Below are 15,090 nucleotides of genomic sequence, written 5' to 3'. Positions count from 1 at the left end.
CGAAGAACGGCATCCGTCACGACACCGCAGCAGCTGCCCGTTCGCGCGTCGACTGGTTGCGCCGCCAGGCCGCCGGTGGCGAGCCGAACTCGCGGCGAAACGCGCGGCTGAAGGCCGTGTCTGTCTGGTAACCAACGTCTTCGGCGATGCGCGCAAGCGGCGCATTGCTGCGGGTCAGCAGGTTGGCGGCGAGCAGCATGCGCCACTGCGTGAGGTACTGCATTGGCGAGCTGCCCACCAGATGCTGGAAGCGCTCGGCCAGCACCGAGCGCGAGGTGCCCGCCTCGCGCGCCAGCTCCTCCAATGTCCACGCCTGCGCGGGGCGCGAGTGCAGGGCGTTCAGCGCCGCGCCGACGATGCGGTCGCCCACGCCGGCCAGCCAGCCGGTGCGGTCGGTGCTCTGCTCGTTCATGTAGAGGCGCAGCACCTCGATGAACAGCACCTCGGACAGCTTGGCCAGCACGCCCGCGCCGCCCGGCCTCGGCGAGCGCGCTTCGGCCAGCGCATAACGCACCGACGCCTCGAGCCACATGCCGGCGTTGGAGCCGCGCACGTTGACGCGCACGATTGGCGGCAGGCCGGTGAGCAGCATCTGCGCGAGCTTGTGGTCGCAGGCCAGGTACCCGCAGACCAGGCGCGTTGCCGTGCCACCGCCGCCGTACATCAGCTGGCGCGGGCGGCGTGCGAGCACCTCGCTCAGCGGCGCACCGCCTTTTGCAGGCGGCAATCCGGGCTCCGAGGCCATGCGGTGGGCATCGCCTTGCGGAAAGATCACGGCGTCGCCGGCGATCAGCCTCATCGGCGGCTCGTCACCGAGTTCGACCCAGCACTCGCCTTCGGTGATCAGGTGAAAGATCACCACGCGCTCGGCACCGGGCTCGAGGATCGGCGCGGCCGTGTCGGCGCGTGGCGACTGGTAGCACCACGGCGCGGTGAACTTGGCGTTGATGAAGATCGCGCCGACCAGGCGCACCACGCCAAGGGTCTCTGACAGCGCGTCCATCAGCCGACGTCGACCTGCAGTGCGATGGGTGTGGCGGCCAGCAGCACCGCGGGCACCGGCGAGTGCTGGTAGCTGTACGCCACCAGCTCACGCAGGCGCTCCGGTGCGGTGCTGGGGGCGCTGAGGTGCACGTGCATCGTCACGTCTTGCGATGCGGGGCTCACCGTCGTTCCATCGGCGTCGGTCATGCCGAAGATGCCACGCGTGTCAGAGCGGCTGCCGGCCACCACCTCGAGCGTGGCAAGCGTGATGCCTTGTGCGGCTGCGTTCATCGCGATGCAGGTGGTGAGGCACGAGGCCAGCCCCGCGCGGAACATCCAGCCGGGCGAGACCTGGTCGCCGGTGCCGCCTAGTTCGGTCGGCATGTCGGTGGCCATCTGGGCGCCGTTGGCGTGGCTGGAGACGACGCGCGTGCCCCCTTGCCAGCGGGCGGTGGCGGATGCGTCGTCGTGCAGGCCGTGCTCGGGGCGACGGCGCAAGACGGCTTCGACGCGCTCCATGGCGGCTGCGATGTCCTGGGTGCTCATGGCTGTGTCTCCAAGCTGCCGTGAAGGGCTCATTCTGGGCGCGTGCGCGCCTGCCGCCAAGCCGAGGGATCACCCGATGCAGGGGTGCCCGGACGATGGGACAGCAATCCCGGACGCAGCGTCAGGCACGCGGTGTCGAGCAGCAAAAACCCGGACGCTCGATCAGCCCGCGCAGACGCACGGACAGGACGCGCGCCCAGCTCGAAATCATCATCTCGCCTCACCCACCCAACACACCAGGAGACGACCCATGAACGCACCCACCACCGACCTCGTTGCCTTGAAGAGCCGCCAGCAGACCGCCTGGGCCAGTGGCGACTACGCCGTGATCGGCACCACCTTGCAGCTCGTCGGCGAGCAGCTCGCCGAGGCCTGCGACCTGCGCTATGACGAACGCGTGCTCGACGTGGCCGCCGGCAACGGCAATGCCACCCTGGCCGCCGCTCGCCGCGGCGCCCGCGTCACGTCGACCGACTACGTGGCCTCGCTGCTCGACCGCGCTGCCGAACGCGCGAGGGCCGAACGCCTGAACGTTACCTTCCAGGTGGCCGATGTCGAAGCGCTGCCTTTCGAGAACGCGAGCTTCGACGCCGTGCTGTCGACCTTCGGCGTGATGTTCGCGCCCGACCATGCCAAGTCGGCTTCGGAGATGGCGCGCGTGTGCCGCCCCGGCGGCCGCATCGGCCTGGCCAACTGGACGCCGGCCGGCTTCATCGGCCAGCTGTTCAAGGCGCTTGGCAAGCAGATGCCACCGCCCGCCGGCGTGCAGCCGCCCTCGCTGTGGGGCACCGAAGCGCATCTGCGTTCGCTGTTCGGCGAGCAGCTCGCGTCGATCCAGATCACGCCGCGCCTGTTCAACTTCCGCTACCGCTCGGCGGCGCATTTCATCGACGTGTTCCGCAACTGGTACGGGCCCGTGCACAAGGCATTCGCCGCGCTGCCGGCGGACAAGGCAGTCGAGCTGGAACGCGACATGACCGAGCTGATGAACAGCCTGAACGTCGGCGGAGAAGGGTCGCTGGTGGTGCCGAGCGAGTACCTCGAGATCGTCATCACAAAACGCTGACCGTGGACGCCAAGCTGCAGCGCCGCGTCCAGCGTTATGGCTGGGACCTGGCGGCCGCCGACTACGAGCCGCTGTGGCAATCGCAGCTCGCGCCGGCACAAGCCAGCCTGATGGCTTGCGCGGCGCTCGCGCCCGGCGAGCGCGTGCTCGATGTGGCCTGCGGCACCGGGCTGGTGAGCTTCGCTGCGGCGCGCAACGTGGGGCCGGCGGGCAGCGTCGTCGGTGTCGACCTCTCCGGCCAGATGGTCGAGGCCGCAGCGCTCCGGGCGCATGAAGGCGGTGTGACGAACGCCCGCTTCTCGCGCATGGATGCCGAGAGCCTGGCGCTGCCCGATGCCAGCTTCGACGTCGTGCTCTGCGCGCTCGGCCTCATGTACCTGCCCAACCCCGAGCAGGCGCTGCGCGAGATGCGGCGCGTGCTGCGGCCCGGCGGCCGGCTGGTGCTGGCCGTGTGGGGCGAGCGCAAGCGCTGCGGCTGGTCGGCGGTGTTGGAGATCGTCGACGCCGAAGTGAGCAGCGATGTGTGCCCGCTGTTCTTCCGCCTGGGCCAGCCGGATGCGTTGGCTCGCGCCTGCGCCGATGCGGGGTTCGTGGCCATCGAGCAGCACCGGTTCGCCACCACGCTCCACTACGCGAGTGGCGACGAAGCCTGCCGTGCCGCCTTCGTCGGCGGGCCGGTCGCACTCGCGTGGTCTCGCTTCGACGAGGCGACGCGAGCGCGCGTCTGCGGGCGCTACCTGGAAGCCATCGACGGGTGGCGCGATGTCGGTGCGGATGGCGGTGGGTACAGCGTGCCGGGGCAGTTCGTCGTCATTTCGGCGATAGCATCCACCGACCTCAGCCCGGACCCCCATTCAGGCTGACGCACTCGACGCAATTCACCACGGGCACATCTTCATGCGAACACGGCTGGCTCTCATCATTCCACTGTGCTTCGCCTTTGCCTCACTTGCTCACGCCGGAGACATGTCGATCGTCACGCCACGCGGCGTGACCTTGCGTGCCGTGGTCTCGTTCCCCCGAGGCGCGGGGCCGTTCCCGACCATCGTGCTGGCGCCCGGCGCGGGCTATCACATGGCGTTGCCCATCATGGAAGAGGCGGCCCGCCAGTTCGTCGATCGCGGCATCGCCACCGTGCGCTTCGACTGGGGCTACTTTTCTGCCGAGCCGAAAGGCCGCCCGTCCAAGGATCTGGAGCTTGAAGCGGAAGACATGAAAGCCGTGCTGGAGAGCGCGCGCCGTGATGCACGCGTCGACAAGGGCAAGCTCTTCGTTGGCGGCAAGTCGCTCGGCTCGGGCGTGGCGTGGAAACTGCTCGCCGCCGACAAGAGCGTTCGGGGCGCAGTGCTGCTGACGCCCGTGTGCAGCTCAACGAAAGACGGCGTCGTGAGTTCCGACGCCGAAGAGAACTACCCAGGCATCGCGCAGGAAAAGCGGCCGCTGCTGTTCGTGATGGGTGAACAGGACCCGTATTGCGCCGCCTCGTTGCTGTACCGGTATGCAGGCACGGCGGCAGGTGCCGTCAGAGTCGATGTGATCGGCGGCGATCACGGGTTGGGCACACAGGGGCTTTCAGGCGAAGCCGATGAAGCGGTCAAGCAGCGCAATGCGCGCATCGCGGCTCAGCTGATGGCCGACTTCGTTACGGCGAGGTCATCGCCGTAGTCGTGCCCAGCGGCCTCAGACCGGGTCCCAGCTGAACACGTCGGCCGAGCGCTCCATCGGCACGAAGGCGGCCTTGAGTGCGGGCATGCCGTGCTCGGCCAGGCTGCGGGCGGTCCAGCCTTCCTGGCGGTGGACCGAGCGCACCGGCCGCGGCTGGCTCATCAGGAAGATCTCGTTGTTGCGCACGGTGAAGATCTGCGCGTTCACCGCGGCCGCGGCGTCGCTCAGCAGGTACACCGCCAGCGGTGCGATCTTGGCCGGCGTCATCTGCTTGAACTTCTCGACGCGTGCCACCTGGTCGGGCGTGTCGGTGGGGATCGAGCTTGTCATCGCCGTCCACGCGAAGGGGGCGATGCAGTTGGAGCGCACGTTGAACTTCTGCATGTCCAGCGCAATGCTCTTGGATAAGGCCGCGATGCCCATCTTGGCGGCGTTGTAGTTGGCCTGGCCCAGGTTGCCGATGAGCCCGGAGGTCGAGGTCATGTGCACGAAGGCGCCACCGCCCTGTTCCTTGAAGTGGTTGGCCGCCGCCCGGCTCACGTAGTAGCTGCCGTAAAGGTGCACGCGGATCACCGCGTCCCATTCATCGACGCCCATCTTGTGAAAGATGCGGTCGCGCAGGATGCCGGCGTTGTTGACGACGCCGTCGATGCGGCCGAAGGCCTCCACCGCGCCGTCGACGATGCGCTGGGCGGCAGCAGCTTCCGACACGCTCTCCACGCTGGCCAGCGCTTCGCCACCCGCGGCGCGGATCTCGGCGACCACCTGGTGCGCGGCATCGCCCACGTCGTTCACCACCACGCGGGCGCCTTCCTGYGCCATGGCCAGCGCCAGGTCACGGCCGATGCCCGCGCCTGCGCCGGTGACCACCACCACCTTGCCTTGCAACATCTTGTCCGTCGTCGTGTCGGTCGTCATCAGTGAGCTCCAAAGTCGTGAACGCGGCGCCATGAAGTACGACACCGCCAAATCTAGTCGATGAAAAGATAATAGTTGGCGGGCCGGGCCTTTTGCCTAAGAGTAACCCCCAATGCCGCCCGGGAGCCAGATTCTTAAACTAGTCACTGACTAGATTAGTCGAGCTCAAAAGGTGCCGCCATGATCGTCTCCCATCGTTTTGCCCGCGTCGTGGCCTGCGTGCTCGGCGTCCTGCTCGGGGCGGTATCCGCCGGTTCGGCCCTCGCAGCCGGGTATCCCGACAAGCCCGTCCGCTTGCTGGTGCCCTACCCACCGGGCGGCATCACCGATGTGCTGGCGCGTTCGTTCGGCGAGATCCTGCGCAAGGAACTCGGGCAGCCGGTGGTCGTGGAGAACAAACCCGGTGCGAACACGGCGCTGGCGGCACAGGCGCTGGCCGCGTCGCCTGCCGACGGCTACACGGTGATGATGGCCGCGGCCGCCACCGTGGTGATGAACCCGCTGCTCTACCCCAAGCTCGCCTACGACCCGGTGCGCGACTTCACGGCCGTGGGGCGCATTGCCGAAACGCCGCTGGTGCTGGTGGTGCGCACCGAGAGCCCCACGCGCACGCTAGCCGAGCTGATCACCGCCGCCAAGGCCAAGCCCGGCGATGCCACCTATGCCACCACCGGCGTAGGCAGCACGCTGCACCTGGCCGGCGAACTGCTGCAGTCGGAAACCGGCACGCAGATGCTGCACGTGGCCTACAAGGGCAGCGCACCGGCGCTCAACGGCGTGCTCGGCGGCGAGACGCAGTTCATGATCGATTCGGTGGGCTCGTCGATCCCGCTCATCAAAGGCGGCAAGCTGCGCGCGCTGGCGGTGACCAGCGCGAAGCGACTCCCCGCGTTGCCCGACGTGCCCACCGTGGCCGAGTCCGGCGTGCCGGGCTTCGACGTCAGCACCTGGTTCGGCCTGCTGGTTCCGAAGCAGACGCCGCCTGCCATCGTGACCCGGCTCAACGCGGCCATCGCCGTGGCGGTGCGCGACCCGGCATTCCGTGCGCAGTTCGAGGCGGTCGGGCTCATCGTGCCGGCGCCCATCGATTCCGCTACCTTCGCCAAGTTCATCCAGGCCGAGACGGCGAAGTGGGCGCCCGTCATCAAGGCCAAGAACATCACGCTCGACTGAGCCCCTCAGCAACAAGGAACGCCTCATGTTTCAACGCGATCTGCTCAAGGGCAAGCGCATCCTGATCACCGGTGGCGGCTCGGGCCTGGGCCGCGAAATCACCGCCCGGTACCTCGAACTCGGTGCCGAGGTGCACATCTGCGGCCGCCGCAAGCCGGTGCTCGACACCAGCGCGGCCGAGCTGATGGCGCAGTACGGCGGCGTGGTGGTCACGCACGCGGTGGACATCCGCCATGCCGAAGACGTAGACGCGATGATCGGCCGCATCTGGAGCGACTACGGCCCGCTCGACGGCCTGGTCAACAACGCCGCCGGCAACTTCGTCAGCCGCACGCAAGACGTGTCGCCGAAGGGCTTCGACGCGGTGGCCGGCATCGTGCTGCATGGCACCTACTACGCCACCCACCACGTCGGCCGGCGCTGGATAGAAAGCGGCCACAAGGGCTCGGTCATCTCGATCGTGGTCACCTGGGTGCGCACCGGCGCGCCCTTCGTCGTGCCATCGGCCATGAGCAAGGCCGGCGTCGACGTGATGACCAAGTCGCTCGCCATCGAGTGGGGCCGCTACGGCATCCGGCTCAACGCCATCGCGCCGGGCATCTTCCCGACCGAAGGCGCCAATGCACGGCTGAGCCCGAAGGCGCAGTGGACCGACGACACCGTGCGCAACCCGATGAACCGGCTCGGCCGCATGACCGAGCTGCAGAACCTTGCGGTGTTCCTGATGGCCGACGGCGTGGAATGGCTGACCGGCGAGACCATCGCCATCGACGGTGCCGGCCACCGCCAGAACGGCGCTTCGTTCACCGACCTCGCCGAACTGAGCGATGCGCAATGGCGCGAGATGCGCGAGGCCATCCGCGGCCAGGACGAGCGCGACAAATCGAAGGCGGGTTGAGCACATGGCCGGCATCGGTGAGCTGATCGACGACGTGGTGGCGCAAGGCCGGGGCGAGCACCCGGCGTTGGTGCTCGACGATGGCAGCAGGCTGTCGTACCGCGAGCTCGCGACCCGCATTGCCGCGGCGGCGCAAGAGTTCGCGGCTGCGGGCCTGGGCCGCGGCCACCGCTTCGTGCTGGTGGGCGAGAACAGCGCCGACATGGTGGTGGCGCTGTTCGCCGCCATGCGCACCGGCGCCTGGGCGGTGCCGCTGAATGCGCGCATGTCGGGCGGCGAGATCGATGGCATCTGCCAGCACTGCGAGCCGCGCTTCGTGTACTACGCGAGCGCGTCGTCAGCCGAAGCCACGGCCCATGCCGAGCGCCGACAAGCGGGCGGCGCAACGCTCGCGCTGCAGCAACTGCCACAAGGGCGCTTGCAGGTCTGCACCGGCGCCGGCACGGCGGCCGACGTCGATGACAACAGCGACAACGACGGCGACCCCAATGACGTCGCCGTGATGATCTACACCTCCGGCAGCACCGGCCTGCCCAAGGGCGTGATGCTCACGCACGCCAACCTCGATTTCGTGACGCGTGCGTCGCTGCAGCAGGCCGTGCTGCTGCCCGACGACGTGATCTTCCACGCCTTGCCGATCTCGCATTCCTTCGGCCTCATCAGTGCACTGCTGTGCGGCCTGCGCGCCGTTGCCACGCTGCGCCTGGTGGGCCGCTTCTCTGCGCCGGTGCTGGCAAACGCCATCGCCAGCGGCGAGATCACCGCCTTCCAGGGCGTGCCGGCGATGTACGCGCGGCTGCACGAGTGGTGCGGGCAGCAGGGCCGCACGCTGGTGCCGAACCGGCTGCGCATGATCTACATCGGCGGCTCGCTGATCGACGCTGCACGCAAGGCGCAGACCGAGGCCTTGCTCGGCCTGCGCCTGCACCATGGCTACGGGCTCACCGAGTCGGCACCCGCGGCCACGCGCACCATCGGCCATGCGCCGCCGCGCGACATCACCGCCGGCTGGCCGCTTCCCGGCATCGCGGTCGAAGTGCAGGGTGCCGATGGCCACGCACTGCCCACCGGCGAGCGCGGCGAGGTCTGCATCCGCGGCCCGAACGTGATGAAGGGCTACTTTCGTGACCCGGTGCAAACGCGCGCCGCCATCGACGAGCGCGGCTGGCTGCACACCGGCGACATCGGCGTCTTCGGCCCCGATGGCGACCTGTCCATCGCCGGGCGCAGCAAGGAGATGATCATTCGCGGCGGCTTCAACGTGTACCCGGCGGAGATCGAGCGCGCCATTGCCGAGTTTCCCGGCATCGCGCAATGCGCCGTCGTGGGCCGCACCGTCCCCGGCGACGAAGAGGTGGTCGCCTACCTCGAGCCGGTCGCCGGCCGGCCGGTGGACACGCAGGCACTCAAGGCCTTTCTACGCGAGCGCTTGGCGCCGTACAAGGTGCCCAGCACGATGGTCACGCTGGCGCAGCTGCCGGCCACCAGCACGGGCAAGCTGCTGAAGGCCAAGCTCAAGGAGATGGCCAACGCCGACGTCGCGGAAGCAGCGGTCGAAACGGAAGCACACGCGGGCGGCACGCCATGACGGCCGCCTCGCATGGTTTGCAGGCCTTGCTGGGCCCTGCGTCGATCGCCGTCGTCGGCGCGTCCGACAGTCCGCACAAGGTCGGCGGTCGGCCCTTGCAGTACTTGGCGCAACAAGGCTTTCGCGGCCGCGTCTACCCGGTCAACCCGCGTGCCGAACTCATCCAGGGGCTGCAGGCCTATCCCTCGCTCGACGCGCTGCCCGAGGTGCCCGACGCGGTGATCCTGTGCGTCGGCTCCGACGCGGTCGAAGCCCAGCTCAACCTGTGCGCAAGCCTCGGAGTGCGCGCCGTGGTGCTGTTCGCTTCCGGCTATGCCGAGGTCGGTGCGCACGGGCTGGCCGAGCAGCAGAAGCTGGTCGACATCTGCCGCCGCGGTGGCATTCGCCTGCTCGGGCCCAACAGCATCGGCGTGGCCTCGTTCGACACCGGTGCGGTGCTGTCGTTCGCCTCCATCTATGCCGACTGCGCGCCGCTCGACGGGCCGGTGGCCATCGTGTCGCAAAGCGGCGCGTTCGGCGTCTCGGTGTATGCGCTGCTGCGCGAGGCCGGCATCGGCGTGCGCTGCGTCGCCGCCACCGGCAACGAAGCCGACCTCGACACCGCCGACTTCGTGGCCGCGCTGGCGCAGTCGCCAGGTGTGCGCCTGATCCTGCTCTACCTTGAGAACGTCAGTGACGCCGAGCGCATGCGTGCGGCACTGCTAGCGGCACGCCAGCATGGCGTGTGCGTGGTGGCAGTGCGAGCAGGGCGCTCGGCCGACGGCTGCCGCTCGGCGGGCCTGCACACCGGCTCCGCCGGTGCCGCCAATGACGCGCTGGACGCGCTGTTCGCCGACAGCGGCTGCCGCACCGTGGCCGACATGGGCGAGATGCTGCGCTGCGTGCCCGGCTACCTGCGTGCCGACGGGGCGCAGAGCCCCATGGCCTCGCTGCCGTCGTCCCCCCGGCTCGCCATCGTCAGCAACTCGGGTGCCTCCTGCGTCATTGCGGCCGACGAAGCCAGCCGCGCCGGCATCACGCTGGCGCAACTGTCGCCGGCCAGCCAGGCGCGCTTGAGCGAACTGCTGCCCGACTTCTCTCTCAACCGCAACCCGATCGATCTCACCGCGATGCTGCTGGCCCGCCCAGCGCTGCTGGGTGAGGTGATGCAGTGCGCCATGGCCGACCCGGCGGTCGACTGCGTCGTGCTCGGCCTCTTGGCCATCGGCGGGCCGAGCTACGACGTCGACCGCTTCTCGCGTGACTGCCGTGCCGCCACGCTGGCCAGCGGCAAGCCGCTGTGGGTCTACAGCCCGCACCCGCGCGTGCGCGTGGCCTTCAGCGAACAAGGGCTGCCGGTGTTCGCCGGCGAAGCCGAGGCGCTGCGCGAGATCGCCGGCCACGCCGAACACCTGGGCGCGCTCGCCTCGTCCGCCATCTCGAACCCTGAAGAAGACACCTTGCATGCCTGACGCAGCCATCCTGTCCTACGCCCGCACGCCGATCGGCAAGGCGTTTCGCGGCGCACTCAACCTCACGCATGGCGCCACGCTCGGCGCCCACGTGCTGCGCCACGCCGTGCAACGCGCCGGCATCGAGGCCGCCGAGGTCGAAGACGTGGTGCTCGGCTGCGCCTTCCCTGAAGGCGCCAACGGCTTCAACGTCGGCCGCATCAGCGCCTTGGCCGCCGGCTTCCCCGAGCACGTGAGCGGCATGACGGTAAACCGCTATTGCTCATCGGGCCTGCAGAGCATCGCGATCGCCGCACAGGCCATCCAGGCCGGCTCGCTCGGCATCGCCGTGGCTGGCGGCACCGAGTCCGTCAGCTGCGTGCGCGAGCACACCAACCGCTTCATGCGCGAAGAGCCGTGGCTGGCGGCCAACCGGCCCGAGGTCTACATGCCGATGATCGACACCGCCGATCTCGTTGCAAGCCGCTACGGCATCAGCCGCCAACGCCAAGACGACTACAGCGCGCAAAGCCAGCAGCGCTACGCCACCGCGCTGGCCGCGGGCTATTTCGACGCCGAGATCGTGCCCATCGAGACCACCATGTCGCGCAAGGACAAAGACGGCAAGGTCTGGCAAGAAGGCGTGACCCTCTCGCGCGACGAAGGCGCTCGCCCCGGCACCACGGCCGAGGCGCTGTCGGCCCTGAAGCCGGTGAACGAAGGCGGCTGCGTCACCGCCGGCAACGCCAGCCAGCTGTCCGACGGCGCCGCCGCTTGCGTGCTGATGGATGCCGACCAGGCGGCACAGCGCCAGCTGCCCGTGCTGGGCTGGTTTCGCGGCTTCGCCACGGCCGGTTGCGCCCCCGACGAGATGGGCATCGGCCCGGTGTTCGCCGTGCCCAAGCTGCTGAAGCAACACGGGCTGAGCGTCGACGACATCGGCCTGTGGGAACTGAACGAAGCCTTCGCCGTGCAGGTGCTGTACTGCGCCGACCGGCTCGGCATCCCGATGGACCGGCTCAACGTGAACGGGGGTGGCATCACCATCGGTCACCCGTTCGGCATGTCGGGCACCCGCATGGCCGGGCATGCGCTCGCAGAAGGCCGGCGCCGCGACGTGCGCTACGTGGTGGTGACGATGTGCGTGGGCGGCGGCATGGGCGCGGCAGGGTTGTTCGAGGTGGCGCGCGGCTGAACCACGAGCTGCTGGAGTCCGGCTGTGCGCAACGCGAGCCGTAAGTAAGTCGGCTCCTACTCGCATTTGCGATTTCGGGAGTGGCTTCGCTGGGTGCGCTGGGTCATGCTGCATTCAGGCATCTCCACTCCCTGATCGCCCCATGCAAACGAACACCACCAAGACACTTGCCCGCACGCCTCGGGCCGTCCAAATCGCGGCGGGTGCCGCGCTGGCTGGAGCCGCAACCGCTGCCTGGGTGGAATACCAGGCGCGTCGCGCACAAAAGAGGCACCCGCCATCCGGTCGTCTGATCGAGATCGACGGCACACATCTCCACTTTGTGGAGCGCGGCGACGGACCGCCTGTGGTGTTGATCCATGGCAACACCGTGTCGCTGCTCGACTTCATGGCCAGCGGCCTTGTCGATCGCCTGGCGCTCAATCACAGGGTCATCGCTTTCGATCGGCCCGGCTTTGGCTACAGCGATCGACCACGTGATCGCCTCTGGACGCCAGCGGCGCAAGGGCAGCTGCTCCTTCGCGCGCTCAGCGCCTTGAACGTCGATCGCGAGACCATCGTCGGCCACTCGCTGGGCACGTGCGTTGCACTCGCCATGGCGCTGGACGCTCCGGAACGGGTGGACAAGCTGGTGCTGCTGGGCGGCTACTACTACCCGAGCGCGCGCATCGATTCGATACTGACTGTACCGGTCGCACTGCCTGTGCTGGGCGACGTCATGCGCTACACCGTCACCGCTCTCACGGCCCGTGCCTTGATCAAACCCGTGGCGAAAGGCATGTTCGCACCGAGAGACATCCCGCCCGACTTCTTCTCGACCCAGTCGCGCGAGATGATGATTCGCCCGCTGCAGATTCGCGCCAATGCGGAAGACGCCGCATTCATGATTCCTGCGGCGTCGCACCTCAGCAAGCGTTACGGTGAACTGAAGATGCCGGTGACGATCATGGCCGGTGCGCTCGATCGTGTCGTCGATCCGGCGGACCACTCGGTTCGCCTGCACCGCGAGCTGCCCCACAGTCGACTGATCCTGGTGCCCGGCTACGGGCACATGGTGCACTACGCCGCGATCGATTCGATCGCCGATGCCGTGGCCATGCGGGCCGGTGTGGCCAATGAGTTCGCGTTGCGCGCGCAACCTGCAGCAGCGGGTCTGCCTGTATCCACCTCACCTTGAATGTCTCGGAGCCCGTTGGTCGCTTGAGCACGTCAGGCTGAACCCCTTGGTTTGTTCGCCGCGGCTGCTCGATGGCGGCCTCCGCTCGCCGTGCAAGTCTTACGGCAAACACGATTCGCTGAGGCGTTCTTTGCAAGCGAGGGGCGATCTGAGCCTTGCGTTTGGAGCAAAGGCAGCGGTTTTGTAGCGAAAAGGGTTTGGCATCCAGATTGCTGAACGGGTTTGTTCGGAGGATTGCCATGCAGCTTTGTCCAGCTCGGAGCGAGGTTCGCGCTCCCAGTTTCAGATGCACATTTGCTGCTCCACGCGCCAAACCAGCGTCCCCGCCCGCTGGTGCATTGCGTGCTTTTATTCATACCCTGTGCCTGTACCTGTGCCTATTGCAGCTGCTGGCGCTCGGTGCCTGTGCGACGAATCCGGGCGCCACTTCCTCCACACCGGGACAACGAACGACGCGGCCGAACACGGCCGCGACCGGCGCCACTGCTGCCAAGGAGACACAGACGACAGCTTCAACGAACACGCCGGCGAAGCCTGCAAAAGCAGTCGCAGCAGAGAAAGCCGCCGCTAAAAAGACTACCGCTGCGGAGCAATCCGCTGCGAGGAAGGCTGCTATTGCGCAAAAAGCTGCCGCAACGAAAGCAGCCGCAGAAGCGAAAGCCGAAGCGGCAAGGGTCGCCAAAGCACAGAGAGCCGAGGCGGCGAAAGCAGCGGCCATCGCGAGGGCCGAGGCAGCAGCAAGGGCCAACGCCATTGCCAAAGCCGATGCCGCAGCGAAAGCCGACGCAGCGAAAGCGGCTGCGGAATCGAAAGCCGAAGCGGCAAGAGTCGCCAAAGCACAGAAGGCCGAGGCGGCGAAAGCAGCGGCTGTCGCGAGGGCCGAAGCAGCGGCAAGGGCTGACGCAGCAGCCAAAGCCGATGCAGCAGCGAAGGCCGCAGCAGTGATAGCTGCCGCAGAATCGAAAGCCGAAGCGGCAAGAGTCGCCAAAGCGCAGAGGGCCGAGGCGGCGAAAGCAGCGGCTATCGCGAGGGCCGAAGCAGCGGCAAGGGCTGACGCAACAGCCAAAGCCGATGCAGCAGCGAAGGCCGCAGCAGTGATAGCTGCCGCAGAATCGAAAGCCGAAGCCGCGAGAGTCGCCGAAGCGGCGAGAGTCGTCGAAGCAGCGAGAGCCGAGGCAGTGGCAAGGGCCAATGCAATGGCGAAAGCCGATGCCACAGCGAAAGCTGAAGCAGTAGCGAGAGCTGAAGCAAAGGCAAATGCCGATGCAGCATCACAGGCCGACGCAATAGCGAGAGCCGATGCAGTGGCCAGAGCCGACGCGGAAGCCCGGGCCGAGGCAGCGACACAAGCCCAGGCCGCAGCAAGCACCGATGCGGCAGCGAGAACCGCTGCACCAGAACCCGTCAGCTCTACGCCGGCCCCTGAGTCAATGGCGGTGACATCGCCAGTAACCAGAGCTGAGCTTGCGATGCCCACAGCCCTTGCAGCCACTGCAGTGACTTCTGCCACTGCTGCCACTGCTGCCACTGCTGCCACTGCTGGGCCTGTGGCCGAAGAAACGCGACGCGAGTACGTCGTCGGTGCCGGCGATGTGCTGCGCATCTCCGTGTACCTCACCCCTGATCTCTCGCTCGATGCGCGCGTGTCCGAAAGCGGCATGATCTCTTATCCCCTGCTCGGGCAGGTTGCCGTCGGCGGGCTGTCGATTCTGCAGGTTGAGGAGGCGATCGCCGACGGGCTGCGCAACGGCAATTTCATCAAGCAGCCGCAGGTCGCTGTGCTGCTGGTACAGGTGCGCGGAAACCAGGCATCGGTGCTGGGCATGGCCAACAGGCCGGGGCGTTATCCAATAGAAGTAAACGGAATGTTGATGAGCGAGCTGCTGGCGCTGGCCGGCGGTATTGCTCAAGGCGGCAGCGAGATTGTCACGCTGAGCGGCACCCGCGATGGCAGGCGGTTTCGTCAGCGTGTCGACGTAAGCGCACTTTTCGCGAACGGCGCTCCAAGCGAGAACCCTATCGTGAGCGGCGGCGACACGCTCTACATCGACCGCCAGCCCACCGTGTACATCTACGGCGAGGTTCGGCGCCCCGGCCCGATTCCGCTCATAGCCGACATGACGCTGATGCAAGCCGTGGCCAGCGGCGGCGGGCTCACGCTGCGCGGCACTCAGCGCGGTTTGCGCGTGCATCGGCGTGACGAGGCGGGAAACGTTCAGGAACTGCACCCCACGATGTCCGACGTGCTTCAGCCCGGGGATGTGGTTTACGTGCGCGAGAGCCTTTTCTGATTCGTGCCGGCCTGGGCTGAATCAAGGTCCATCTCAGGGTAACCGCGAGGGCACCCCGCCATGACGTCCTCACCATACCTTGAACCTGCGCATCTTCGATCGCCGAGAGCGGCGTGTGGCGGGGCCGGCCGGTCGTTCCGAGGGCATGGGTCGACCGCA

13 protein-coding genes are annotated in these 15,090 nt (G+C 67.8%); 10 read left to right on the top strand and 3 right to left on the bottom strand.

The genetic code is table 11. The features are described 5' to 3' along the window. Nucleotides 1-16: 16 nt before the first annotated feature. Together AC1DYS_RS27160 and AC1DYS_RS27155 are read right to left on the bottom strand one after the other, a co-directional pair. On the bottom strand, nt 17-1,003 hold the full coding sequence (locus AC1DYS_RS27160) for an AraC family transcriptional regulator (protein ID WP_477904681.1): 987 nt from the start codon (nt 1,001-1,003) through the stop codon (nt 17-19). After that, nucleotides 1,003-1,530 carry an OsmC family protein gene (locus AC1DYS_RS27155; protein WP_477904680.1) on the bottom strand — a complete coding sequence of 176 codons (528 nt, stop codon included), beginning with the start codon at nt 1,528-1,530 and terminating at the stop codon, nt 1,003-1,005. Before AC1DYS_RS27155 ends, AC1DYS_RS27160 begins: the two co-directional genes overlap by 1 nt. Nucleotides 1,531-1,780: 250 nt before the next feature. Here AC1DYS_RS27155 and AC1DYS_RS27150 point away from each other — a divergent pair, with 250 nt between their 5' ends. The 3 genes from AC1DYS_RS27150 (at nt 1,781) to AC1DYS_RS27140 (ending at nt 4,261) form a co-directional block, all read left to right on the top strand. Beyond that, on the top strand, nt 1,781-2,596 hold the full coding sequence (locus AC1DYS_RS27150; RefSeq protein WP_477904679.1) for a class I SAM-dependent methyltransferase: 816 nt from the start codon (nt 1,781-1,783) through the stop codon (nt 2,594-2,596). A gap of 2 nt (nt 2,597-2,598) precedes the next feature. Then, nucleotides 2,599-3,459: a class I SAM-dependent methyltransferase gene (locus AC1DYS_RS27145; protein ID WP_477904678.1), complete on the top strand. Its 861-nt coding sequence runs from the start codon at nt 2,599-2,601 to the stop codon at nt 3,457-3,459. Nucleotides 3,460-3,562: 103 nt separating this feature from the next. Beyond that, nucleotides 3,563-4,261: an alpha/beta family hydrolase gene (locus tag AC1DYS_RS27140; RefSeq protein WP_477904677.1), complete on the top strand. Its 699-nt coding sequence runs from the start codon at nt 3,563-3,565 to the stop codon at nt 4,259-4,261. Nucleotides 4,262-4,276: 15 nt separating this feature from the next. Here the strand turns inward: AC1DYS_RS27140 and AC1DYS_RS27135 are convergent, their stop codons facing one another. Next, the gene (locus AC1DYS_RS27135) at nt 4,277-5,152 is read right to left on the bottom strand and encodes an SDR family oxidoreductase (RefSeq protein WP_477904739.1); all 876 of its coding nucleotides are present in this window, start codon (nt 5,150-5,152) and stop codon (nt 4,277-4,279) included. A gap of 207 nt (nt 5,153-5,359) precedes the next feature. On the opposite strand from AC1DYS_RS27135, the gene AC1DYS_RS27130 reads away from it, so the two are divergent. The 7 genes from AC1DYS_RS27130 (at nt 5,360) to epsE (ending at nt 14,931) form a co-directional block, all read left to right on the top strand. Then, nucleotides 5,360-6,352, top strand: coding sequence for a Bug family tripartite tricarboxylate transporter substrate binding protein (locus AC1DYS_RS27130; protein WP_477904676.1), 993 nt, complete (start codon nt 5,360-5,362; stop codon nt 6,350-6,352). A gap of 25 nt (nt 6,353-6,377) precedes the next feature. After that, nucleotides 6,378-7,250: an SDR family oxidoreductase gene (locus AC1DYS_RS27125; protein ID WP_477904675.1), complete on the top strand. Its 873-nt coding sequence runs from the start codon at nt 6,378-6,380 to the stop codon at nt 7,248-7,250. A 4-nt stretch (nt 7,251-7,254) separates the two neighbouring features. Next, the gene (locus AC1DYS_RS27120) at nt 7,255-8,838 is read left to right on the top strand and encodes a class I adenylate-forming enzyme family protein (RefSeq protein WP_477904674.1); all 1,584 of its coding nucleotides are present in this window, start codon (nt 7,255-7,257) and stop codon (nt 8,836-8,838) included. Continuing rightward, nucleotides 8,835-10,289: an acetate--CoA ligase family protein gene (locus AC1DYS_RS27115; protein WP_477904673.1), complete on the top strand. Its 1,455-nt coding sequence runs from the start codon at nt 8,835-8,837 to the stop codon at nt 10,287-10,289. The genes AC1DYS_RS27120 and AC1DYS_RS27115 overlap by 4 nt, the downstream gene beginning before the upstream one ends. Then, nucleotides 10,282-11,463 (top strand): acetyl-CoA C-acyltransferase, encoded by a 1,182-nt coding sequence (locus AC1DYS_RS27110; protein WP_477904672.1) that lies wholly within the window; start codon nt 10,282-10,284, stop codon nt 11,461-11,463. The genes AC1DYS_RS27115 and AC1DYS_RS27110 overlap by 8 nt, the downstream gene beginning before the upstream one ends. Nucleotides 11,464-11,605: 142 nt before the next feature. Further along, complete coding sequence (locus tag AC1DYS_RS27105) at nt 11,606-12,640, top strand: alpha/beta fold hydrolase (RefSeq protein WP_477904671.1); 1,035 nt, start codon at nt 11,606-11,608, stop codon at nt 12,638-12,640. Between the two features lie 338 nt (nt 12,641-12,978). After that, nucleotides 12,979-14,931, top strand: a complete 1,953-nt coding sequence (gene epsE, locus AC1DYS_RS27100) for a polysaccharide export protein EpsE (protein WP_477904670.1) — start codon at nt 12,979-12,981, stop codon at nt 14,929-14,931. Nucleotides 14,932-15,090: the final 159 nt, after the last annotated feature.

The organism is Rhizobacter sp. P2_G4, from assembly GCF_056403575.1.
This window is presented reverse-complemented; position numbering and strand designations above follow the sequence as displayed.

Excerpts from the sequence above, each read along its gene's own strand:
- AC1DYS_RS27160 (WP_477904681.1), bottom strand. The coding sequence starts at position 1,003 with ATGGACGCGCTGTCAGAGACCCTTGGCGTGGTGCGCCTGGTCGGCGCG.
- AC1DYS_RS27155 (WP_477904680.1), bottom strand. The coding sequence starts at position 1,530 with ATGAGCACCCAGGACATCGCAGCCGCCATGGAGCGCGTCGAAGCCGTC.
- AC1DYS_RS27150 (WP_477904679.1), top strand. The coding sequence starts at position 1,781 with ATGAACGCACCCACCACCGACCTCGTTGCCTTGAAGAGCCGCCAGCAG.
- AC1DYS_RS27140 (WP_477904677.1), top strand. The coding sequence starts at position 3,563 with ATGTCGATCGTCACGCCACGCGGCGTGACCTTGCGTGCCGTGGTCTCG.
- AC1DYS_RS27130 (WP_477904676.1), top strand. The coding sequence starts at position 5,360 with ATGATCGTCTCCCATCGTTTTGCCCGCGTCGTGGCCTGCGTGCTCGGC.
- AC1DYS_RS27125 (WP_477904675.1), top strand. The coding sequence starts at position 6,378 with ATGTTTCAACGCGATCTGCTCAAGGGCAAGCGCATCCTGATCACCGGT.
- AC1DYS_RS27120 (WP_477904674.1), top strand. The coding sequence starts at position 7,255 with ATGGCCGGCATCGGTGAGCTGATCGACGACGTGGTGGCGCAAGGCCGG.
- AC1DYS_RS27115 (WP_477904673.1), top strand. The coding sequence starts at position 8,835 with ATGACGGCCGCCTCGCATGGTTTGCAGGCCTTGCTGGGCCCTGCGTCG.
- AC1DYS_RS27110 (WP_477904672.1), top strand. The coding sequence starts at position 10,282 with ATGCCTGACGCAGCCATCCTGTCCTACGCCCGCACGCCGATCGGCAAG.
- AC1DYS_RS27105 (WP_477904671.1), top strand. The coding sequence starts at position 11,606 with ATGCAAACGAACACCACCAAGACACTTGCCCGCACGCCTCGGGCCGTC.